This is a genomic window from Streptomyces yongxingensis, assembly GCF_055597465.1.
The window spans coordinates 5,044,287-5,066,385 of sequence record NZ_CM145717.1 but is presented as its reverse complement, the minus strand read 5'-3'; the positions used below and the strand labels follow the sequence as shown (position 1 = coordinate 5,066,385).

General features: G+C 67.8%; 17 protein-coding genes. 14 read left to right on the top strand and 3 right to left on the bottom strand.

Annotation, left to right across the window (positions count from 1 at the left end; translation table 11 throughout):
- Window positions 1-313 precede the first annotated feature (313 nt).
- From rpoB to ACZ6TD_RS21455, 8 genes are all read left to right on the top strand, one after another.
- Window positions 314-3,796, top strand: a complete 3,483-nt coding sequence (gene rpoB / locus ACZ6TD_RS21490) for a DNA-directed RNA polymerase subunit beta (RefSeq protein WP_137979059.1) — start codon at window positions 314-316, stop codon at window positions 3,794-3,796.
- Window positions 3,797-3,894: 98 nt separating this feature from the next.
- Window positions 3,895-7,794, top strand: a complete 3,900-nt coding sequence (locus ACZ6TD_RS21485) for a DNA-directed RNA polymerase subunit beta' (RefSeq protein WP_471356350.1) — start codon at window positions 3,895-3,897, stop codon at window positions 7,792-7,794.
- A gap of 330 nt (window positions 7,795-8,124) precedes the next feature.
- Complete coding sequence (rpsL, locus tag ACZ6TD_RS21480) at window positions 8,125-8,496, top strand: 30S ribosomal protein S12 (protein ID WP_014054153.1); 372 nt, start codon at window positions 8,125-8,127, stop codon at window positions 8,494-8,496.
- Between the two features lie 2 nt (window positions 8,497-8,498).
- Entirely contained in the window at window positions 8,499-8,969 is a 471-nt protein-coding gene (rpsG, locus tag ACZ6TD_RS21475) for a 30S ribosomal protein S7 (protein WP_137979061.1), read from the top strand.
- 38 nt (window positions 8,970-9,007) lie between these two features.
- A complete protein-coding gene (gene fusA, locus ACZ6TD_RS21470) occupies window positions 9,008-11,128 on the top strand; it encodes an elongation factor G (protein WP_470009712.1) in 2,121 nt (706 codons plus the stop codon).
- 225 nt (window positions 11,129-11,353) lie between these two features.
- A complete protein-coding gene (gene tuf, locus ACZ6TD_RS21465) occupies window positions 11,354-12,547 on the top strand; it encodes an elongation factor Tu (RefSeq protein WP_137979063.1) in 1,194 nt (397 codons plus the stop codon).
- Between the two features lie 113 nt (window positions 12,548-12,660).
- Window positions 12,661-13,257: a hypothetical protein gene (locus ACZ6TD_RS21460; RefSeq protein ID WP_471356346.1), complete on the top strand. Its 597-nt coding sequence runs from the start codon at window positions 12,661-12,663 to the stop codon at window positions 13,255-13,257.
- The gene (locus ACZ6TD_RS21455; protein ID WP_471356343.1) at window positions 13,250-14,332 is read left to right on the top strand and encodes an SRPBCC family protein; all 1,083 of its coding nucleotides are present in this window, start codon (window positions 13,250-13,252) and stop codon (window positions 14,330-14,332) included. Before ACZ6TD_RS21460 ends, ACZ6TD_RS21455 begins: the two co-directional genes overlap by 8 nt.
- An 88-nt stretch (window positions 14,333-14,420) precedes the next feature.
- Here ACZ6TD_RS21455 and ACZ6TD_RS21450 read toward each other — a convergent pair whose 3' ends face one another.
- The 3 genes from ACZ6TD_RS21450 to ACZ6TD_RS21440 all read right to left on the bottom strand — a co-directional run bounded on the left by ACZ6TD_RS21450 (window position 14,421) and on the right by ACZ6TD_RS21440 (window position 18,340).
- Window positions 14,421-16,487 (bottom strand): PIG-L family deacetylase, encoded by a 2,067-nt coding sequence (locus ACZ6TD_RS21450; RefSeq protein ID WP_471357923.1) that lies wholly within the window; start codon window positions 16,485-16,487, stop codon window positions 14,421-14,423.
- A 305-nt stretch (window positions 16,488-16,792) separates the two neighbouring features.
- Window positions 16,793-17,380 (bottom strand): Uma2 family endonuclease, encoded by a 588-nt coding sequence (locus ACZ6TD_RS21445; protein WP_471356341.1) that lies wholly within the window; start codon window positions 17,378-17,380, stop codon window positions 16,793-16,795.
- Window positions 17,381-17,521: 141 nt separating this feature from the next.
- Window positions 17,522-18,340, bottom strand: a complete 819-nt coding sequence (locus ACZ6TD_RS21440) for a DUF3152 domain-containing protein (RefSeq protein ID WP_471356338.1) — start codon at window positions 18,338-18,340, stop codon at window positions 17,522-17,524.
- Between the two features lie 618 nt (window positions 18,341-18,958).
- Here ACZ6TD_RS21440 and rpsJ point away from each other — a divergent pair.
- Genes rpsJ through rpsS form a run of 6 tightly spaced genes read left to right on the top strand, consistent with a single transcriptional unit; the run spans window position 18,959 to window position 22,091 of the window.
- Window positions 18,959-19,267, top strand: a complete 309-nt coding sequence (rpsJ, locus tag ACZ6TD_RS21435) for a 30S ribosomal protein S10 (RefSeq protein ID WP_003948644.1) — start codon at window positions 18,959-18,961, stop codon at window positions 19,265-19,267.
- Window positions 19,268-19,280: 13 nt separating this feature from the next.
- Entirely contained in the window at window positions 19,281-19,925 is a 645-nt protein-coding gene (gene rplC / locus ACZ6TD_RS21430) for a 50S ribosomal protein L3 (protein ID WP_030835094.1), read from the top strand.
- A gap of 8 nt (window positions 19,926-19,933) precedes the next feature.
- Window positions 19,934-20,587: a 50S ribosomal protein L4 gene (gene rplD / locus ACZ6TD_RS21425; RefSeq protein ID WP_471356336.1), complete on the top strand. Its 654-nt coding sequence runs from the start codon at window positions 19,934-19,936 to the stop codon at window positions 20,585-20,587.
- Window positions 20,587-20,913 carry a 50S ribosomal protein L23 gene (rplW, locus tag ACZ6TD_RS21420; protein ID WP_030835099.1) on the top strand — a complete coding sequence of 109 codons (327 nt, stop codon included), beginning with the start codon at window positions 20,587-20,589 and terminating at the stop codon, window positions 20,911-20,913. Before rplD ends, rplW begins: the two co-directional genes overlap by 1 nt.
- 47 nt (window positions 20,914-20,960) lie before the next feature.
- Entirely contained in the window at window positions 20,961-21,797 is an 837-nt protein-coding gene (gene rplB / locus ACZ6TD_RS21415) for a 50S ribosomal protein L2 (protein WP_020869259.1), read from the top strand.
- A gap of 12 nt (window positions 21,798-21,809) precedes the next feature.
- Window positions 21,810-22,091 (top strand): 30S ribosomal protein S19, encoded by a 282-nt coding sequence (gene rpsS / locus ACZ6TD_RS21410; protein WP_020869258.1) that lies wholly within the window; start codon window positions 21,810-21,812, stop codon window positions 22,089-22,091.
- Window positions 22,092-22,099: the final 8 nt, after the last annotated feature.

Sequence of the window (22,099 nt, the reverse complement as noted above, 5' to 3'; positions counted from 1 at the left end):
AGCGGGCAGTATCGATATGCGCATCGACAGCGCGGGCTGCCGACAGGGCGTGAGAAGACAACGAGGGGCGCGCCCCCTCACCGGAGGGAGAGATTGGCACTGCCGGTCTCAGAAACTCGGCGCTGGACATCAGTGTGCCAAGTGGCTACACTGACCCTTTGCGCTGCCTGTTAGCTGCTCCCTGCCCGTCACCAGGGGCATACCTACCTTCGAGCACTACCGATGAAGACTCCCTGACCTGGGATTTCATCCATGGGCTCTCGGTGGGACCGGTACGCGCGTAGTGAGTCCGAGCCCTCGGAAGGACCCCCTCTTGGCCGCCTCGCGCAACGCCTCGACTGCCAATACGAACAATGGCGCCAGCACCGCCCCGCTGCGCATCTCCTTTGCGAAGATCAAGGAGCCTCTCGAGGTTCCGAACCTGCTCGCGCTGCAGACCGAGAGCTTCGATTGGCTGCTCGGCAATGCGGCGTGGAAGGCTCGCGTCGAGGCTGCGCTGGACAGCGGTCAGGACGTCCCCACCAAGTCCGGTCTGGAAGAGATCTTCGAGGAGATCTCCCCGATCGAGGACTTCTCCGGGTCGATGTCCCTGACCTTCCGTGATCACCGTTTCGAGCCGCCGAAGAACTCGATCGACGAGTGCAAGGAGCGTGACTTCACCTACGCCGCTCCGCTCTTCGTCACGGCCGAGTTCACCAACAATGAGACCGGTGAGATCAAGTCCCAGACGGTCTTCATGGGCGACTTCCCGCTCATGACCGACAAGGGCACCTTCTGCATCAACGGCACCGAGCGTGTCGTCGTCTCGCAGCTGGTCCGCTCGCCGGGTGTTTACTTCGACTCCTCCATCGACAAGACGTCCGACAAGGACATCTTCTCGGTCAAGGTCATCCCCTCCCGTGGTGCCTGGCTGGAGATGGAGATCGACAAGCGCGACATGGTCGGTGTCCGTATCGACCGCAAGCGCAAGCAGTCCGTCACCGTCCTCCTGAAGGCGCTCGGCTGGACCACCGAGCAGATCCTCGAGGAGTTCGGCGAGTACGAGTCCATGCGCGCCACCCTGGAGAAGGACCACACCCAGGGCCAGGACGACGCGCTGCTCGACATCTACCGCAAGCTGCGCCCGGGCGAGCCCCCCACGCGGGAGGCCGCGCAGACGCTGCTGGAGAACCTCTACTTCAACCCGAAGCGCTACGACCTGGCGAAGGTCGGCCGCTACAAGGTCAACAAGAAGCTGGGCGCGGCCGCTCCGCTGGACGCGGGCGTCCTGACGGTCGAGGACATCATCGCCTCGATCAAGTACCTGGTGAAGCTGCACGCCGGTGAGACCGAGACCGTCGGGGACAACGGCCAGTCCGTGGTCGTCGAGACCGACGACATCGACCACTTCGGCAACCGCCGCATCCGTAATGTCGGCGAGCTGATCCAGAACCAGGTCCGCACGGGTCTGGCGCGTATGGAGCGCGTCGTCCGCGAGCGCATGACCACTCAGGACGTCGAGGCGATCACGCCGCAGACCCTGATCAACATCCGGCCGGTCGTCGCCTCCATCAAGGAGTTCTTCGGCACCAGCCAGCTGTCCCAGTTCATGGACCAGACGAACCCGCTGTCGGGTCTGACCCACAAGCGCCGGCTGAACGCGCTCGGCCCCGGTGGTCTCTCCCGTGAGCGGGCGGGCTTCGAGGTCCGTGACGTGCACCCGTCGCACTACGGCCGCATGTGCCCGATCGAGACGCCCGAAGGCCCGAACATCGGTCTGATCGGCTCGCTCGCCTCGTACGGCCGGGTCAACGCGTTCGGTTTCATCGAGACCCCGTACCGCAAGGTGGTCGACGGTGTCGTCACCGACGAGGTGCACTACCTGACGGCCGACGAGGAGGACCGCTTCGTCATCGCGCAGGCCAACGCGCCGCTGACGAACGACCTCCACTTCGCCGAGAACCGCGTCCTGGTCCGCCGCCGTGGCGGTGAGGTCGACTACATCCCCGGTGACGACGTCGACTACATGGACGTCTCGCCGCGCCAGATGGTGTCGGTCGCGACCGCGATGATCCCGTTCCTGGAGCACGACGACGCCAACCGCGCGCTCATGGGCTCGAACATGATGCGCCAGGCCGTGCCGCTGATCAAGGCGGAGTCCCCGCTGGTCGGCACCGGCATGGAGTACCGCTGCGCGGTCGACGCCGGTGACGTCATCAAGGCCGAGAAGGACGGTGTCGTCCAGGAGGTCTCCGCCGACTACGTGACGGTGGCCAACGACGACGGCACCTACACCACCTACCGGGTGGCCAAGTTCTCCCGCTCCAACCAGGGCACCTCCTTCAACCAGAAGGTCGTCGTGGACGAGGGCGCCCGGGTGGTCGCCGGCCAGGTGCTGGCCGACGGTCCGTCCACCGAGGACGGCGAGATGGCGCTCGGCAAGAACCTCCTGGTGGCGTTCATGCCGTGGGAGGGCCACAACTACGAGGACGCGATCATCCTCAGCCAGCGTCTGGTGCAGGACGACGTCCTCTCCTCGATCCACATCGAGGAGCACGAGGTCGACGCCCGGGACACCAAGCTGGGCCCCGAGGAGATCACCCGGGACATCCCGAACGTCTCCGAGGAGGTCCTGGCCGACCTCGACGAGCGCGGCATCATCCGCATCGGCGCCGAGGTCATCGCCGGGGACATCCTGGTCGGCAAGGTCACCCCGAAGGGTGAGACCGAGCTGACCCCGGAGGAGCGCCTGCTGCGCGCGATCTTCGGTGAGAAGGCCCGTGAGGTCCGTGACACCTCGCTGAAGGTGCCGCACGGTGAGACCGGCAAGGTCATCGGCGTGCGCGTCTTCGACCGCGAGGAGGGCGACGAGCTGCCGCCGGGCGTGAACCAGCTGGTCCGCGTCTACGTGGCGCAGAAGCGCAAGATCACCGACGGTGACAAGCTCGCCGGCCGCCACGGCAACAAGGGCGTCATCTCCAAGATCCTTCCGGTCGAGGACATGCCGTTCCTGGAGGACGGCACCCCGGTCGACATCATCCTCAACCCGCTGGGTGTCCCGTCCCGAATGAACCCGGGGCAGGTCCTGGAGATCCACCTCGGCTGGCTGGCCTCCCGCGGCTGGAAGGTCGAGGGCTCCGAGGAGTGGATGGAGCGGCTGCGGGCGATCGGTGCCGACGAGGTCCAGCCCGGTACCAACGTCGCGACCCCGGTCTTCGACGGCGCCCGCGAGGACGAGCTGGCCGGCCTGTTCGAGCACACCGTGCCGAACCGGGACGGCGACCGCCTGGTCCAGCCCTCCGGCAAGGCCCGGCTGTTCGACGGCCGCTCCGGCGAGCCGTTCCCGGACCCGATCTCGGTCGGCTACATGTACATCCTCAAGCTGCACCACCTGGTGGACGACAAGCTGCACGCCCGGTCCACCGGTCCGTACTCGATGATCACCCAGCAGCCGCTGGGTGGTAAGGCTCAGTTCGGTGGCCAGCGCTTCGGCGAAATGGAGGTGTGGGCGCTGGAGGCTTACGGCGCCGCGTACGCCCTCCAGGAGCTGCTGACCATCAAGTCCGACGACGTGACCGGCCGCGTGAAGGTCTACGAGGCCATCGTCAAGGGCGAGAACATTCCCGAGCCCGGCATCCCCGAGTCCTTCAAGGTGCTCATCAAGGAGATGCAGTCCCTGTGCCTCAACGTGGAGGTGCTGTCGTCCGACGGCATGTCCATCGAGATGCGCGACACCGACGAGGACGTCTTCCGCGCTGCGGAGGAGCTCGGTATCGACCTGTCCCGGCGCGAGCCGAGCAGCGTCGAAGAGGTCTGACGGGTCTGGCCGGGGTACTCGCCACAGAGCGCCCCGGCCTCTCCCCGGACCCCCAGTCAGACCCGAAGACACGACCCTGAAAGAGGGATTGACGACAAGTGCTCGACGTCAACTTCTTCGACGAGCTGCGGATCGGCCTCGCCACCGCTGATGACATCCGTCAGTGGTCCCACGGTGAGGTCAAGAAGCCGGAAACCATCAACTACCGCACCCTCAAGCCCGAAAAGGACGGACTCTTCTGCGAGAAGATCTTCGGTCCGACCCGGGACTGGGAGTGCTACTGCGGGAAGTACAAGCGCGTCCGCTTCAAGGGCATCATCTGTGAGCGCTGCGGTGTCGAGGTCACCCGCGCCAAGGTGCGCCGTGAGCGGATGGGCCACATCGAGCTGGCCGCTCCCGTCACCCACATCTGGTACTTCAAGGGCGTGCCCAGCCGTCTGGGCTACCTGCTCGACCTCGCCCCGAAGGACCTCGAGAAGGTCATCTACTTCGCCGCCTACATGATCACGTGGGTGGACGAGGAGCGCCGCACGCGCGACCTGCCCTCGCTGGAGGCCCATGTCTCCGTCGAGCGCCAGCAGATCGAGCAGCGCCGCGACGCCGACCTCGAGGCCCGCGCCAAGAAGCTGGAGGCGGACCTCGCCGAGCTCGAGGCCGAGGGCGCCAAGGCCGATGTGCGCCGTAAGGTGCGCGAGGGCGCCGAGCGCGAGATGAAGCAGCTGCGCGACCGCGCCCAGCGCGAGATCGACCGTCTCGACGAGGTGTGGAACCGCTTCAAGAACCTCAAGGTCCAGGACCTGGAGGGCGATGAGCTGCTCTACCGCGAGCTGCGTGACCGCTTCGGCACGTACTTCATGGGCGGCATGGGCGCCGCGGCGCTGCAGAAGCGCCTGGAGTCCTTCGACCTCGACGAGGAGGCCGAGAAGCTCCGCGAGATCATCCGGACCGGCAAGGGCCAGAAGAAGACCCGTGCGCTCAAGCGCCTCAAGGTCGTCTCCGCCTTCCTGCAGACCCGGAACAGCCCCAACGGCATGGTGCTGGACTGCATCCCGGTGATCCCGCCGGACCTGCGTCCGATGGTGCAGCTGGACGGTGGCCGCTTCGCGACCTCCGACCTGAACGACCTGTACCGCCGTGTGATCAACCGGAACAACCGGCTGAAGAGGCTCCTGGACCTCGGCGCCCCGGAGATCATCGTCAACAACGAGAAGCGCATGCTTCAGGAGGCTGTTGACGCCCTCTTCGACAACGGCCGCCGCGGCCGCCCGGTCACCGGCCCCGGTAACCGTCCGCTGAAGTCCCTCAGCGACATGCTGAAGGGTAAGCAGGGCCGGTTCCGTCAGAACCTGCTCGGTAAGCGCGTCGACTACTCGGCCCGTTCGGTCATCGTCGTCGGCCCGCAGCTCAAGCTGCACCAGTGCGGTCTGCCCAAGGCCATGGCGCTGGAGCTCTTCAAGCCGTTCGTGATGAAGCGCCTGGTGGACCTGAACCACGCGCAGAACATCAAGTCGGCCAAGCGCATGGTCGAGCGCGGCCGCACGGTCGTGTACGACGTGCTCGAAGAGGTCATCGCCGAGCACCCGGTGCTGCTGAACCGTGCGCCCACCCTGCACCGCCTCGGTATCCAGGCGTTCGAGCCGCAGCTGGTCGAGGGCAAGGCCATTCAGATTCACCCGCTCGTCTGCACCGCGTTCAACGCGGACTTCGACGGTGACCAGATGGCCGTGCACCTGCCGCTGTCCGCGGAGGCGCAGGCCGAGGCCCGCATCCTGATGCTGTCCTCGAACAACATCCTCAAGCCGGCCGACGGCCGTCCGGTGACCATGCCGACCCAGGACATGGTGCTGGGCCTGTTCTTCCTCACCACCGATGAGGAGGAGCGCGAGGTCAAGGGCGAGGGCCGGTCCTTCGGCTCGGTCGCCGAGGCGATCATGGCGTTCGACGCCCGGGAGCTCTCGCTCCAGGCGAAGATCGACATCCGCTTCCCCGTAGGCACCGTCCCGCCCCGTGGCTGGACCCCGCCGGTGGCCGAGGAGGGTGAGCCTGCCTGGCAGCCCGGTGACAGCTTCCGGCTGCGCACCACGCTGGGCCGCGCGCTCTTCAACGAGCTGCTGCCCGAGGACTACCCGTTCGTCGACTACTCGGTGGGCAAGAAGCAGCTCTCCGAGATCGTCAACGACCTCGCCGAGCGCTACCCCAAGGTCATCGTCGCGGCGACGCTGGACAACCTGAAGGCGGCCGGTTTCCACTGGGCCACCCGCTCCGGTGTCACCGTCGCCATCTCCGACGTGGTCGTGCCCGAGGCCAAGAAGTCCATCATCGAGGGCTACGAGGCGCAGGACGAGAAGGTCCAGAAGCAGTACGAGCGCGGTCTGATCACCAAGGACGAGCGCACCCAGGAGCTGATCGCGATCTGGACCAAGGCGACCAACGAGGTCGCCGAGGCGATGAACGCGAACTTCCCGAAGACCAATCCGATCTTCATGATGGTCAACTCGGGCGCGCGCGGAAACATGATGCAGATGCGTCAGATCGCCGGTATGCGTGGTCTGGTGTCCAACGCGAAGAACGAGACCATCCCGCGGCCGATCAAGGCGTCGTTCCGTGAGGGTCTCTCCGTGCTGGAGTACTTCATCTCCACCCACGGTGCCCGTAAGGGTCTCGCCGACACCGCCCTGCGTACCGCCGACTCGGGTTACCTGACCCGTCGTCTGGTGGACGTCTCGCAGGACGTGATCATTCGCGAGGAGGACTGCGGCACCGACCGCGGCCTCAAGCTGGCGATCGCGACCACGGGCGCGGACGGCGTGCTGCGCAAGACGGAGGACGTCGAGACCAGCGTGTACGCGCGCTGCCTCGCCGAGGACATCGTCGTGGACGGGAAGGTCCTGGCCCCGGCCGGCACCGACCTGGGCGATGTGCTCATCGACGAGCTGGTCCGCCACGGCGTGGAGACGGTCAAGACCCGCTCGGTGCTCACCTGCGAGTCCGCCGTCGGCACCTGCGCCATGTGCTACGGCCGCTCGCTGGCGACCGGCAAGCTGGTGGACATCGGCGAGGCGGTCGGCATCATCGCCGCCCAGTCCATCGGTGAGCCCGGCACCCAGCTGACGATGCGTACCTTCCACACCGGTGGTGTGGCCGGTGACGACATCACCCAGGGTCTGCCGCGTGTCGTCGAGCTCTTCGAGGCCCGTACGCCCAAGGGCGTCGCCCCGATCTCGGAGGCGGCCGGCCGCGTCCGGATCGAGGAGACCGAGAAGACCAAGAAGCTCGTCGTCACCCCGGACGACGGCTCCGACGAGACGTCCTACGGCGTCTCCAAGCGAGCCCGTCTGCTGGTGGGCGAGGGCGACCACGTCGAGGTCGGCCAGCCGCTGACCGTGGGTGCCGTCAACCCGCACGACGTGCTGCGCATCCTCGGCCAGCGCGCCGTCCAGGTGCACCTGGTGGGCGAGGTCCAGAAGGTCTACAACTCGCAGGGTGTGTCGATCCACGACAAGCACATCGAGATCATCATCCGGCAGATGCTGCGCCGTGTGACGATCATCGAGTCCGGCGACGCCGAGCTGCTGCCGGGCGAGCTCGTGGAGCGCTCGCGCTTCGAGGGCGAGAACCGTCGTGTGGTCCAGGAAGGCGGCCACCCGGCCTCCGGCCGTCCGCAGCTGATGGGTATCACCAAGGCATCGCTGGCGACCGAGTCCTGGCTGTCGGCGGCGTCCTTCCAGGAGACGACCCGGGTGCTCACCGACGCGGCGATCAACGCCAAGTCGGACTCCCTGATCGGCCTCAAGGAGAACGTGATCATCGGTAAGCTCATCCCGGCCGGTACGGGCCTGTCCCGTTACCGCAACATCCGGGTCGAGCCGACCGAGGAGGCGAAGGCCGCGATGTACTCGGCCGTCGGCTACGACGACATCGACTACTCGCCCTTCGGCACGGGCTCCGGCCAGGCGGTTCCGCTGGAGGACTACGACTACGGTCCGTACAACCAGTAGGTCCGCGGACGGCTGGTCAACGTTCACAGGGCGGTCACCCCATGGCGGGGGTGGCCGCCCTGCGGCTATGCTCCGGGTTGGTGTGTCCAGCGCGTGTGCATTTGTTTTGACCGGAGCCGATGCTATAGGTACGCTCTGACCTTGTGCCTGGGGTGTCCCTGGGCTCCTGTGCGCGCTTCCAGACCGCTCGGGGGCCCGAGGTGTCGACACCAACAATCTGCACTCTCTGACTTTCGCAGAGGGCTGCGGTGCGCGACACACCCGACCGCGTGGGTCGGAGAAACTCCAGGTTAGCTTTACCGAGACTGGCACACAGAAACCGGAGAAACGGTGCCTACGATCCAGCAGCTGGTCCGCAAGGGCCGCCAGGACAAGGTCGAGAAGAACAAGACCCCCGCCCTCGCGGGGTCGCCGCAGCGCCGTGGCACATGCACCCGTGTGTTCACCACGACGCCGAAGAAGCCGAACTCGGCGCTCCGCAAGGTCGCGCGTGTCCGGCTGAGCAGTGGGATCGAGGTCACCGCCTACGTCCCGGGTGAGGGGCACAACCTGCAGGAGCACTCCATCGTGCTCGTGCGCGGCGGTCGTGTGAAGGACCTGCCGGGTGTTCGTTACAAGATCATCCGCGGCTCCCTCGACACGCAGGGCGTCAAGAACCGCAAGCAGGCTCGCAGCCGCTACGGCGCCAAGAAGGAGAAGTAAGAATGCCTCGTAAGGGCCCCGCCCCGAAGCGCCCGGTCATCATCGACCCGGTCTACAACTCTCCTCTGGTGACCTCCCTCATCAACAAGGTGCTGCTGAACGGCAAGCGCTCCACCGCCGAGCGCATCGTCTACGGCGCGATGGAAGGTCTGCGGGACAAGACCGGCAACGACCCGGTCATCACCCTCAAGCGCGCGCTGGAGAACGTGAAGCCGACCCTCGAGGTCCGCTCCCGTCGTGTCGGTGGCGCCACCTACCAGGTGCCGGTCGAGGTCCGTCCCGGCCGCTCCTCCACCCTCGCCCTGCGTTGGCTCGTGGGCTACTCGCGCGCGCGTCGTGAGAAGACCATGACCGAGCGGCTCATGAACGAGCTGCTGGACGCCAGCAATGGTCTGGGTGCCTCCGTCAAGCGGCGTGAGGACACCCACAAGATGGCCGAGTCCAACAAGGCCTTCGCGCACTACCGCTGGTAGTCGCTACCCCATCGAGAACCGAGAGAAGACTGAGCCATATGGCCACCACTTCACTTGACCTGGCCAAGGTCCGCAACATTGGGATCATGGCCCACATCGACGCGGGCAAGACGACCACCACCGAGCGGATCCTGTTCTACACCGGCGTGAGCTACAAGATCGGTGAAGTCCACGACGGCGCTGCCACCATGGACTGGATGGAGCAGGAGCAGGAGCGCGGCATCACGATCACGTCGGCCGCGACGACTTGTCACTGGCCGCTTGAGAACGTCGATCACACCATCAACATCATCGACACCCCGGGCCACGTCGACTTCACCGTCGAGGTGGAGCGTTCGCTGCGCGTCCTCGACGGTGCCGTGACCGTGTTCGATGGCGTCGCCGGTGTGGAGCCGCAGTCCGAGACGGTGTGGCGTCAGGCGGACCGCTACGGCGTTCCGCGTATCTGCTTCGTCAACAAGCTCGACCGCACCGGTGCTGAGTTCCACCGCTGCGTCGACATGATCACGGACCGCCTGGGCGCGACTCCGCTGGTCATGCAGCTCCCGATCGGCACCGAGGCCGACTTCAAGGGCGTGGTCGACCTCGTCCGGATGAAGGCGCTGGTCTGGTCCGCCGAGGCGACCAAGGGCGAGATGTACGACACCGTCGACATCCCGGACACCCACAAGGAAGCCGCCGACGAGTGGCGCGGCAAGCTGCTCGAGGCCGTCGCCGAGAACGACGAGGAGATGATGGAGCTGTACCTGGAGGGCGAGGAGCCCTCCGAGGAGCAGCTGTACGCGGCGATCCGCCGCATCACCATCGCCTCCGGCAAGGGCGGCGGCACCACCGTCACCCCCGTGTTCTGCGGCACCGCGTTCAAGAACAAGGGTGTGCAGCCGCTGCTCGACGCGGTCGTCCGCTACCTGCCGTCGCCGATCGACATCGAGGCGATCGAGGGCCACGCGGTCAGCGACCCCGACGAGGTCATCAAGCGCAAGCCGTCCGAGGACGAGCCGCTGTCGGTCCTGGCGTTCAAGATCGCGAGCGACCCGCACCTGGGCAAGCTCACCTTCATCCGGGTCTACTCGGGCCGTCTCGAGTCCGGCTCGCAGGTCCTGAACTCGGTGAAGGGCAAGAAGGAGCGCATCGGCAAGATCTACCGGATGCACGCGAACAAGCGTGAGGAGATCGACTCGGTGGGTGCCGGCGACATCGTCGCCGTCATGGGTCTGAAGCAGACCACCACCGGTGAGACCCTCTGCGACGCGTCGAACCCGGTGATCCTGGAGTCGATGGACTTCCCGGCCCCGGTCATCGAGGTGGCCATCGAGCCCAAGTCCAAGGGTGACCAGGAGAAGCTGGCCGTCGCGATCCAGCGGCTTGCCGAGGAGGACCCGTCCTTCCGCGTCAAGACCGACGAGGAGACCGGCCAGACCATCATCTCCGGCATGGGCGAGCTCCACCTCGACGTGCTGGTCGACCGGATGAAGCGCGAGTTCAAGGTCGAGGCCAACGTCGGCAAGCCGCAGGTGGCCTACCGCGAGACGCTGCGCAAGGCGGTCGAGCGGTACGACTACACGCACAAGAAGCAGACTGGTGGTTCCGGCCAGTTCGCGAAGGTGCAGATCGCGCTGGAGCCGCTCGAGGGCGATGGCTACGAGTTCGAGAACAAGGTCACCGGTGGCCGCATCCCGCGGGAGTACATCCCGTCGGTGGACGCGGGCTGCCAGGAGGCCATGGAGTTCGGCGTGCTCGCGGGCTACCCGCTGACCGGTGTGAAGGTCACTCTGCTCGACGGTGGCTACCACGAGGTCGACTCGTCCGAGATGGCGTTCAAGATCGCCGGTTCGATGGCCTTCAAGGAGGCCGCCCGCAAGGCCAGCCCGGCCCTGCTCGAGCCGATGATGAAGGTCGAGGTCACCACGCCCGAGGACTATATGGGTGACGTGATCGGCGACATCAACTCCCGTCGCGGGCAGATCCAGTCCATGGAGGACCGGAGCGGCGCCAAGCTGGTCACCGGCCTGGTTCCGCTGTCGGAGATGTTCGGCTACGTGGGCGACCTGCGCAGCAAGACGTCCGGCCGCGCCAGCTACTCCATGCAGTTCGACTCCTACGCCGAGGTTCCGCGGAACGTCGCCGAGGAGATCATCGCGAAGGCCAAGGGCGAGTAAGGCGGGTTCATCCGCATTTCTCACCCTTTAGGCTGGAAGCACAAGGCATCGGGGCATTACGTCGTGGAGCGCGTCCACCGCGTTCCATGACGGGCCCCGGCCGCCGGCCCCCATACGAATACGGCGAAGGGCATCCCCCTCGGGGTCCTGGCCGGTTCGGTAAGACCACCTGAACCCATCCGCAAAGCGTGGATGCGTACAGAACCACTCCACAGGAGGACCCCAGTGGCGAAGGCGAAGTTCGAGCGGACTAAGCCGCACGTCAACATCGGCACCATCGGTCACATCGACCACGGTAAGACCACGCTTACCGCTGCGATCACCAAGGTGCTGCACGACGCGTACCCGGACCTGAACGAGGCCTCGGCCTTCGACCAGATCGACAAGGCTCCTGAGGAGCGCCAGCGCGGTATTACGATCTCCATCGCGCACGTCGAGTACCAGACCGAGTCGCGTCACTACGCGCACGTTGACTGCCCCGGTCACGCGGACTACATCAAGAACATGATCACCGGTGCGGCGCAGATGGACGGCGCCATCCTCGTGGTCGCCGCCACCGACGGCCCGATGCCGCAGACCAAGGAGCACGTGCTCCTGGCCCGCCAGGTCGGCGTGCCGTACATCGTTGTCGCCCTGAACAAGGCCGACATGGTGGACGACGAGGAGATCCTGGAGCTCGTCGAGCTCGAGGTCCGCGAGCTGCTCTCCGAGTACGAGTTCCCGGGCGACGAGGTTCCGGTCGTCAAGGTCTCGGCGCTCAAGGCGCTCGAGGGCGACGCCGAGTGGGGCCAGTCCGTCCTCGACCTGATGAAGGCCGTCGACGAGTCGATCCCGCAGCCGGAGCGCGACGTCGACAAGCCGTTCCTGATGCCGATCGAGGACGTCTTCACCATCACCGGTCGCGGTACGGTCGTCACCGGCCGTATCGAGCGCGGTGTGCTGAAGGTCAACGAGAACGTCGACATCATCGGCATCAAGCAGGAGAAGACCTCGACCACCGTCACCGGTATCGAGATGTTCCGCAAGCTGCTCGATGAGGGCCAGGCCGGTGAGAACGTCGGTCTGCTGCTCCGCGGCATCAAGCGTGAGGACGTCGAGCGCGGCCAGGTCATCATCAAGCCGGGCTCGGTCACCCCGCACACCGAGTTCGAGGCCCAGGCGTACATCCTGTCCAAGGACGAGGGTGGCCGCCACACGCCGTTCTTCAACAACTACCGTCCGCAGTTCTACTTCCGTACCACGGACGTGACGGGCGTTGTGACCCTCCCCGAGGGCACCGAGATGGTCATGCCGGGCGACAACACCGAGATGTCCGTCCAGCTGATCCAGCCGGTCGCCATGGAGGAGGGCCTGAAGTTCGCCATCCGTGAGGGTGGCCGGACCGTCGGCGCCGGCCAGGTCACCAAGATCGTCAAGTGACCTGACGCTCCCCGGAGCAAAGAGCCCCATTCGCTTCTTGCGGGTGGGGCTCTTTCGTATGTGGGTACCCGGCCGTCCACATCGAAGCCGCGTTCGACTTCGGGAGCGAAGAGATGATGACCAATGGCAAAATCGCGGTCGCGGTCGTGGGGGGCTACCTCCTCGGGCGGACGAAGAAGGCGAAACTGGCTGTCGGGCTGGGCATGTTGCTGGCCGGTAAGAAGATCACGCTGGATCCGCAGCAACTGAAGAAGTCCCTCGCCCAGGCGCCGCTGCTGAGCGGCCTCAACTCGGAAGCGCGCAAGGAGCTTGCCGACGCCACGCGGCAGGCCGCGACCAAGGCCGTCTCCGACCGGGTGAGCGGCCTCGCCGATTCGCTGCACGAGCGCACGGCGCTGCTGCGCGGCGAAGGCGGGGACGAAGGCGAGGAGGCCGAAGCCGGGGACGAGAGGGGCCGGGGCGAGGGCGAGGAGCCCGCCGAGGGGCCGGACGACGAGGTGGAACCCGAGCCGAAGCGGAAACCGAAGCCGCCGAGGGCTCCGCGCAAGGCGGCGGCCAAGGCCCCGGCCCGCCCGGCGAAGAAGACCGCCGCGTCCGGTTCCGGGACGGCGAAGAAGGCCGCGGCCAAGAAGACCACGGCGAAGAAGACGACAGGGAAGAAGGCCGCGGCGAAGAAGACCGCCAGGACCGCGGGGGGCCGCAATGGCTGACACGCTCGGCAAGCTCAAGGACGACATCGTCAAGAACCCGGCCACCGACCGTCTGAAGGACGAGCTGCGGAACTATGTCCAGGCACGGGCGACCCATGCGATCTCCGGCCTCGGCTCGGGCCTCGCCAAGGGCGCGCAGTCCCTCTCCGAGGGCAAGTCCCCGGGGCAGGCCCTGATGAAGGCCGGTACCTCCCAGCTCAAGGACTCACTCAAGGAGTCGCTGAAGGAGAAGGTCAAAGGGGCCTTCGGCAAGGGCGGACGGGGCAGGAGCGGGGGCGGCAAGTCCAAGAGCGTGACGGTCGTCGAGGACATCGACGTCGGGGTGCCGGTCCGCGAGGCGTACGACCAGTGGACCCAGTTCCAGGAGTTCAGCACCTTCGCCAAGGGGGTCGTCAGCGTCGAGAAGGCCGACGACACCAGCAGCAACTGGAAGGTGAAGGTCGCCAAGTCCACCCGCGGCTGGCGGGCGAACGTCACCGAGCAGGTGCCCGACGAGCGGATCAGCTGGACGACGGAGGGTGCGAAGGGCACCGTCAAGGGCGTCGTCACCTTTCACCCGCTCGGGGACAACCTCACCCGGGTGCTGCTGGTTCTCGAGTACTTCCCCAAGGGCTTCTTCGAGAAGACCGGCAACATCTGGCGCGCGCAGGGCCGGCGGGCCCGGCTCGATCTGAAGCTCTACCGGAAGTTCATCATGATGCGTGGCGAGGCCACGGACGGCTGGCGCGGCGAGATCCGGGACGGCGAGGTCGTGCGGGACCACGAGACGGCCGTGGAGGAGGAAGAGCGCGAGCAGGCCGGCGAGGGCGGCGAGGGCGAGGAGACCGGGGGAGACGCCGATGAGCCGGACGAGGCCGCTGAGGACGCGTACGAGGAGCAATCCGAAGGCGCCGAGCCCGAGGAGTACGACGAGGAGTACGAGGGCGAGCCGGAGGCCGCCGGGGAGCCGGACGAGGCCGAAGAGCCGGAAGAGCCCGAGGAACCCGGGGACGCCGAGGCGTATGAGGAGCCCGAGGAGCCCGAGGAGGAATTCGAGGAGGAACCCGGCCGCCGCACCGCCGCGGCTGGCCGCTGAGCACCCCCGGCGACCACGACCGCCGGACCTGACGGGCCCCGCCCAGACGCAAGACGCCGGGCGGGACCCAGCGGGCGGCGACCGGCCGCTACGCCCGCGAGGTGGGGCGGGGGCGCCAGATCCAGGGGGTGGCGTCGGGGGACAGGCCCACCACGCAGACGCCGTGGTGGCCGTCGTCCGCCAGGAGGGCCGGGGCGGCGACCGGGGTCAGATGGCCGGGGGAGCGCAGCGGCTTGGCGTCCGGGCCGGTGCCGTACTGGACCTGGACCTCCCCGCCCAGGTCGCGGCCGACCAGCAGCAGCGTCTTCGCCTCGCGGCGGCCGGACGGTTCGGCCACGGTGTGGGCGGCGATCGCCCCGTAGCCCTCGAAGTGCCGCACCGTGAGGGAGGTTCCGCCGTGGACGGCGGGAACGGTGGCCGTGGGGGTGCGGTAGACCAGCGCGAGCGTGCCGTCGGGCGCCACCGCGGCGCCCAGCGGATCCCCGCCGGGGCGCGGCAGACCGGACGGCGGGCGCAGGGCCACCGGGCCGCCGGCCCACTCCTGGGACCAGTGGTGGACGGTGTCGCGGCCGGGGGCGAGCACATGGACCCGCCCCTGCGCGTCCAGCAGCGCGGTCAGCCCGTCCTGGATCTCGGCGCCGCCGAGCCGCTGCCAGGGACCCCAGCGGCCGCCCGCGTCCCGTACTCGGGTCGCGAGGCCCTTGTCCGCGGTCCGTACGAAGAGGTGCACCCGGCCGTCCGGGGTGGCGACCGCCGCCGGGCAGCCGACCCGGCGGCCGTGCTCGGGGTCGGTCTCGGGGGTGCCGAGGCCGGTCCAGGCGCGGAACGGGCCGTCCGGGCGGCGCTGCTCCAGCACCACGATCTCGCGCAGGTCGCCCGCGCCCTGCCCGGCCAGCGCCGCGAACCGCAGGGCGAACAGCGCCTGCCGCCCCGCGCTGTCCCGCACCGCGGCGAGCGCCGGGGCGAGCGGTCCGCCGCCGAGCCCCCGCGGCGCCCCGAACCGCCCGCTGCCGGGCGCCGTCTCACGCCACCGCACGGCCTGGGTGCCGAGCACGCCGTACGCCACGAGCCGCCCCTGGGCGTCGGTGGTGGGGGCGGGCAGCGAGGTGGGGTAGCGGTAGTGGGTGGAGCGGATCCAGCCCTTGCGGTTTCGCAGCGGGCGCACCCCGCCCTGGCTGTAGTCGCCGCACCCGGCCGCGTTGCCGCAGTCCCAGTCCGGCGCACCGCCGTAGGACTTGATCGCCCGCGCCTTCTGAGCCAGCACCGCGGGCGGCAGATTGTGCGGCCAGCGCTGGTTGTAGTAGCCGCGGAACGCGGTGGTGGTGAAGCGCGGGGCGCTCTTGTCGCGCCGCGTGGACGCGGCCACCCACTGGGCGATCGCCTTCCAGGTGAACAGCGCGACCGGCGTGTGGTCGCGGTGGTCCGAGCAGCCCGGCTGATCGTTGTCCTTGGGGTGCAGGACGTCGTGCACCTGGAAGTCGGGGTCCGGATCGAGCGTGTGGATCAGCGTGGGCCGATAGCGGTCCATGATCCCGGCGAGCACGTCGACCAGTGTCTGATGGCCGTACGAACTGGGGTGCGCCACGGGGGAGCCGGTGGCCAGGAGGGTGCGCATCACGGTGCCCGGGGTGCTCCACAGCGCGGGGATCCGGACGCCGCCGTCCGACAGCATCGCGATGTTGAGGAAGATCAGCCGGGCGCTGCGGGCGCCGTTGGCGAGGGTGTTGGTCTCCGCCGTGACCCCGCCGGGCAGCCGCAGCACCGACCGCTGCCAGGGCGCGAACTGGTTCAGCCCCATCATCTGCGCGTACGCCTGCCGCAGCCCCTGGTGGCGGGAGGCGGAGTACGCCGCCTTGTCGGCGTGGGGGATCGGCGTCCCCGCCTGATGGTTGATCCCCCGGGCCTCACCGGCCGTGACGTACACGCACACCACCGGGACACCGGAGCGCAGCACATGCTCGGCGTCCGGGTTCATGAAGTACAGATCGTCGTCGGGGTGCGCCATGATCTGCAGCAGCAGCGCCCGCTTGTCGCCCACCGTCGAGGTGAACGGCTCCGCCGCCCCCGGCTCACTGGCCCGCGCGGGCTCGGCTGCCGCGCCACGCGAATGTCCGGCCCCGCATCCGGCGATCCCGGTGACCCCGGCGATCCCCATGGCTCCCCCGGCGGTGAGCGCCGCCAGCGCGGCGAGCGTCTGCCTGCGGGTGGTCCGCGCCCCCCGCGATGTCCATCGACTGTTCAATTTGGTGACCCTGTCACTTCGGCAGCGCGTAGTCTCCGGCTGCTCCAAGTGAAGGGACGGTCGGTGATCTTGACAGGTTGTCCGCCGGCCGGGAGGTATCGGTCACAGATCGGACACATCGCCGCCACCAGGCCGACGCATATCGGCCGGGGCCGACTTTCGGCTACGTCAGTCGGCGATCAGCACCCCGAGCACCGCGCCCGGCCGGGGGTGCTCCCCTATGTGTAGCGCGGCAGGTTCTCGGTCGAGACGGTCCACTCGCCGATGGTGATTTCCTCCCCGTAGACGAAGTCCTTTCGGGTCGCGTAGCGAGGACCGTGCGGGGTGGAGTGGATGTCGGACAGTACGGAGCCCTCGCCCGTTCGGGGATCGAAGATCACATACACGGGGATGCCGAGCTGTGGATAATCCCTTGCCTTGCCCACCCAGTCATTGTCCGGATTGGACCGGGACACGACCTCGATGGCGGCGAGGAGCGTATGCGGGTCGAGGGCTCCTTCGACGTCCATGTCCGCCTCGGCGATCACGATGACGTCGGGGTGGCGCAGTACGCCCGAGTTCGGGTCCTCGACGTCCGGTGTGCCGGTATGGGCCAGCAGTCCCTCCGGCATGACCTTCTCCAGCCGACGACTGATACGCGCCGCCGTCAGCTCGTGCGGCCCCCCCGGCGACATCATGTCGTGAACGATCCCTTCCTTGGTGATCTCCAGCTTTCCGGGAACGCTTTCCTGTATCTGCTCGACGATGTCCCGCATGGACTGGTAGCGGAGTGCGTCACGGTCGGCGTGATCCGGGGCGATCGTCATGGCGCTCGCTCCTCTCTCGGGCGGCGGCCGCGTCGGGCGACGGGAAGACCTCGCAGCCATGCTAGCGACACGGATGGTTCGGGCCGTGGACGCGAGCTCACTGTCGACATCGACCTCGCCGCGATCGATCGCATGGAGGCGTTATGACACCGCCGGGCCCTCGATGTACCTGCCTTTCGCGCTGTAGGGCCACTCGTTCGCGACACAGCCCTTGAGCCCGTATATCTGCTGCATCATCACCGGCGCCCGTTTGCCCTTCCCCGGGCAGGTCTCGTGGCCGTGGCCGATGCGGTGGCCGACCTCGTGGTTGACGATCAGCGCCCGGTAGCCGCTGATGGGGCCGGAGAACTCCGGCGAGCCGGTGTTCCAGCGCTTGAGGTTGACCATGATCTGGGTGCCGGCGTCGCAGTTGACCTCGCCGTGGGTGTCCAGGCCCACGGCGCCGCAGATCTCGTCGACCGTGTCCGGAGTGGCGATCTTCACCTCGAAGTCGGAGGGGCCGTCGGCGACCAGCTGGAAGGAGTGCTTGCCGTCGTTGGTCCAGCCGCGCTTGTCGGCGAGGATCGCCGAGATCTCGGCCGCGGCCCGCTTCGCGTCGACGCCGGTGGCCTTCTCCACCATGACCTTGAACCGCCGCAGATCGCTTCCCTCGCCGATCACCGCGCCGGAGGACTTCGCGGTGACGAACTCGCCGGTCGCGGTGGTGGGGGAGCCCGGGGGGCGGGGTCTGGAGGTGGCCGAGATGGCGTCGGGCGGGTGGGCTGCCGGGGCCGTGGCGCGGGCCGCGCCCTTGCCGCCGCCGCCGTCGCCGTCGCGTAACGCGAACACGACCCCGGCGATCAGGGCCGCACCGGCGGCCAGTGCCACCGCCACGTTCCGGGCGCGGGCGCTCCGGGTGGTGCGCCCCCGTCGTCTTGGTGGTGAGGTGGATGGGCCGGGGGTCTGCGCGGTGGAGGTCATGGGGGCGCTTCCAGGGGTGTCAGCGGGGCGGGTGAATCGGCCGCGTGCGCATGCCGCGTGAGCATGTCGGTGCCCCGGAGTGCGAGTGTGTCGTGTGTCCCCTGGAGAGATACGTGTGGGGAGGCGGACCGGTTGGGGCTTGTGACCTGTTGTGCGCGGGGTCACATGGGTGACACCCCGAATCTCACACTCGCACGTGACAGGGTGCCCCGGCCTCCGGTGCCCGCCGAGTTTGAAGCGCGCCCCGCGCGGGGTACGCTTCCGGGCCCCTGATTGGCGTCCGGAGCAGCCGCTATGGCACACTAACCAGGTTGCTCGGTTGAGTGCCGATGCTGCGCGCCTCCCGCCGGGAGGACCGGAAGCGAGTCCCACAGTACTCGTCGCCCCTGATCAGGGGCGGAAGTACGGGAATCTTCCGGGAAGTGTCAGCGGGGCCCCAGCCAGGCGCCCGGTGGGTGACTTTCTCCCCCAGCAACCCCCTTCACCAGGGATCTCCGTGCGGAGATTTATGAGAAGGGCTGCGACACGCCCGACCGCGTGGGTCGGGGGTGAGGTGGAGGAGGACGCGAACGCCATCGGGTCCCAGAGCGTTACGAGAGACAGGACTACGAAGTAGCCATGGCGGGACAGAAGATCCGCATCCGGCTCAAGGCTTACGACCACGAGGTCATCGACTCCTCGGCGAAGAAGATCGTCGAGACGGTGACCCGGACTGGTGCGTCGGTCGCGGGCCCGGTGCCGCTGCCCACAGAGAAGAACGTGTACTGCGTCATCAAGTCGCCGCACAAGTACAAGGACTCGCGCGAGCACTTCGAGATGCGTACGCACAAGCGCCTCATCGACATCCTCGACCCCACGCCGAAGACGGTTGACTCGCTGATGCGTCTCGACCTGCCGGCCGGCGTCGACATCGAGATCAAGCTCTGAGGTGACGCGCGAGATGGCTAAGCAGATCAAGGGCGTCCTGGGCGAGAAGCTCGGCATGACGCAGGTGTGGGACGAGAACAACCGCGTCGTCCCGGTCACCGTCGTCAAGGCCGGTCCCTGCGTCGTTACCCAGGTCCGTACCGCTGACGCGGACGGCTACAGCGCCGTCCAGATCGCCTTCGGCGAGATCGACCCGCGCAAGGTGAACAAGCCGCTCAAGGGTCACTTCGCCAAGGCGGATGTGACCCCGCGCCGCCACCTGGTGGAGCTGCGTACCGCCGACGCCGGTGAGTACACGCTCGGCCAGGAGGTCACGGCCGAGGTGTTCGAGTCCGGTGTCAAGGTCGACGTGACCGGCACCAGCAAGGGCAAGGGCACCGCCGGTGTCATGAAGCGCCACGGCTTCGGCGGCCTCGGCGCCGGCCACGGCACCCAGCGCAAGCACCGCTCGCCGGGCTCCATCGGTGGCTGCGCCACCCCGGGCCGCGTGTTCAAGGGCCTGCGCATGGCCGGCCGCATGGGCAATGAGCGGGTCACCACCCAGAACCTGACCGTCCACGCCGTTGACGCGGAGAAGGGTCTGCTCCTGATCAAGGGAGCGGTTCCTGGTCCGAACGGCGGCCTCGTCCTGGTCCGTACCGCGGCCAAGGGGGCCTGAGGTAACCGATGAGCACCATTGACATCCTTTCGCCGGCAGGCGACAAGGCCGGGACCGTCGAGCTCCCCTCGGAGATCTTCGACGCGCAGGTCAGCGTTCCGCTGATCCACCAGGTCGTCGTCGCCCAGCTGGCCGCTGCCCGCCAGGGCACGCACAAGACCAAGACCCGTGGTGAGGTCCGCGGCGGTGGCAAGAAGCCGTACCGCCAGAAGGGCACCGGCCGCGCGCGCCAGGGCTCGACCCGCGCGCCGCAGTTCGCCGGCGGTGGCGTCGTGCACGGCCCCGTGCCGCGCGACTACAGCCAGCGCACCCCGAAGAAGATGAAGGCCGCCGCGCTGCGCGGTGCCCTCTCCGACCGGGCGCGTCACGAGCGCATTCACGTCGTGACCGGCGTGGTCGACGGTGAGATCTCCACCAAGGCCGCGAAGGCCCTGCTGGGCAAGATCAGCGAGCGCAAGAACGTGCTCCTGGTCGCCGAGCGGAGCGACGAGGCCGCGTGGCTGTCCGCCCGCAACCTGCCCCAGGTGCACATCCTGGAGCCGGGCCAGCTGAACACGTACGACGTGCTCGTCTCCGACGACGTGGTCTTCACCAAGGCCGCCTTCGAGTCCTTCGTGGCTGGTCCCAAGGCCGCTGAGAAGACCGAAGGGAGCGCCGCCTGATGAGTGAGGCGACCGCTGTCACCAGCAAGACCTTCACCGACCCCCGCGACGTCCTCGTCAAGCCGGTGGTCTCGGAGAAGAGCTACGCGCTGCTGGACGAGAACAAGTACACGTTCATCGTCGACCCGCGCGCGAACAAGACCCAGATCAAGCAGGCCGTCGAGGCGGTCTTCTCGGTCAAGGTCACCGGGGTCAACACGATCAACCGCCAGGGCAAGCGCAAGCGCACCCGCACCGGTTTCGGCAAGCGCAAGGACACCAAGCGCGCCATCGTGACCCTCGCCGAGGGCGACCGCATCGACATCTTCGGCGGCCCGGTCTCCTAACGGAGATCGGAACGTCCAGAAGTCCGGAATCTTCCGAGGACTGAGAAATGGGTATCCGCAAGTACAAGCCGACGACCCCGGGCCGTCGTGGCTCCAGCGTCGCCGACTTCGTCGAGATCACGCGGTCCACGCCGGAGAAGTCGCTGGTCCGCCCGCTGCACAGCAAGGGTGGTCGTAACAACGCCGGCCGCATCACGGTCCGCCACCAGGGTGGCGGTCACAAGCGTGCGTACCGCGTGATCGACTTCCGCCGTCACGACAAGGACGGCGTCCCGGCGAAGGTCGCACACATCGAATACGACCCCAACCGCACCGCGCGCATCGCGCTGCTGCACTACGCCGACGGCGAGAAGCGCTACATCCTCGCGCCGCGCGGCCTGACGCAGGGCGACCGGATCGAGAACGGCCCCGGCGCCGACATCAAGCCCGGTAACAACCTCGCGCTGCGCAACATCCCGGTTGGTACCACGCTGCACGCCATCGAGCTGCGGCCCGGCGGCGGCGCGAAGTTCGCCCGCTCCGCGGGTGCCTCCGTGCAGCTGCTGGCGAAGGAGGGCTCCATGGCCCACCTGCGCATGCCGTCCGGTGAGATCCGCCTGGTCGACGTCCGCTGCCGCGCCACCGTCGGCGAGGTCGGCAACGCCGAGCAGTCGAACATCAACTGGGGCAAGGCCGGCCGCATGCGCTGGAAGGGCGTCCGCCCGACCGTTCGTGGTGTGGTCATGAACCCCGTCGACCACCCGCACGGTGGTGGTGAGGGCAAGACCTCCGGTGGTCGCCACCCGGTCTCGCCGTGGGGTCAGAAGGAGGGCCGTACGCGCTCGCCGAAGAAGGCCAGCAACAAGTACATCGTCCGCCGCCGCAAGACGAACAAGAAGCGCTAGGAGCGGGTTTAGATGCCGCGCAGTCTCAAGAAGGGGCCCTTCGTCGACGACCACCTGATCAAGAAGGTGGACACGCAGAACGAAGCAGGCACCAAGAACGTCATCAAGACCTGGTCCCGCCGCTCGATGATCGTCCCGGCCATGCTCGGCCACACGATCGCGGTGCACGACGGCCGCAAGCACGTCCCGGTGTTCGTCACCGAGTCGATGGTCGGCCACAAGCTCGGCGAGTTCGCGCCGACCCGCACCTTCCGCGGCCATGAGAAGGACGACCGCAAGTCGCGTCGTCGCTGATCAGCGGA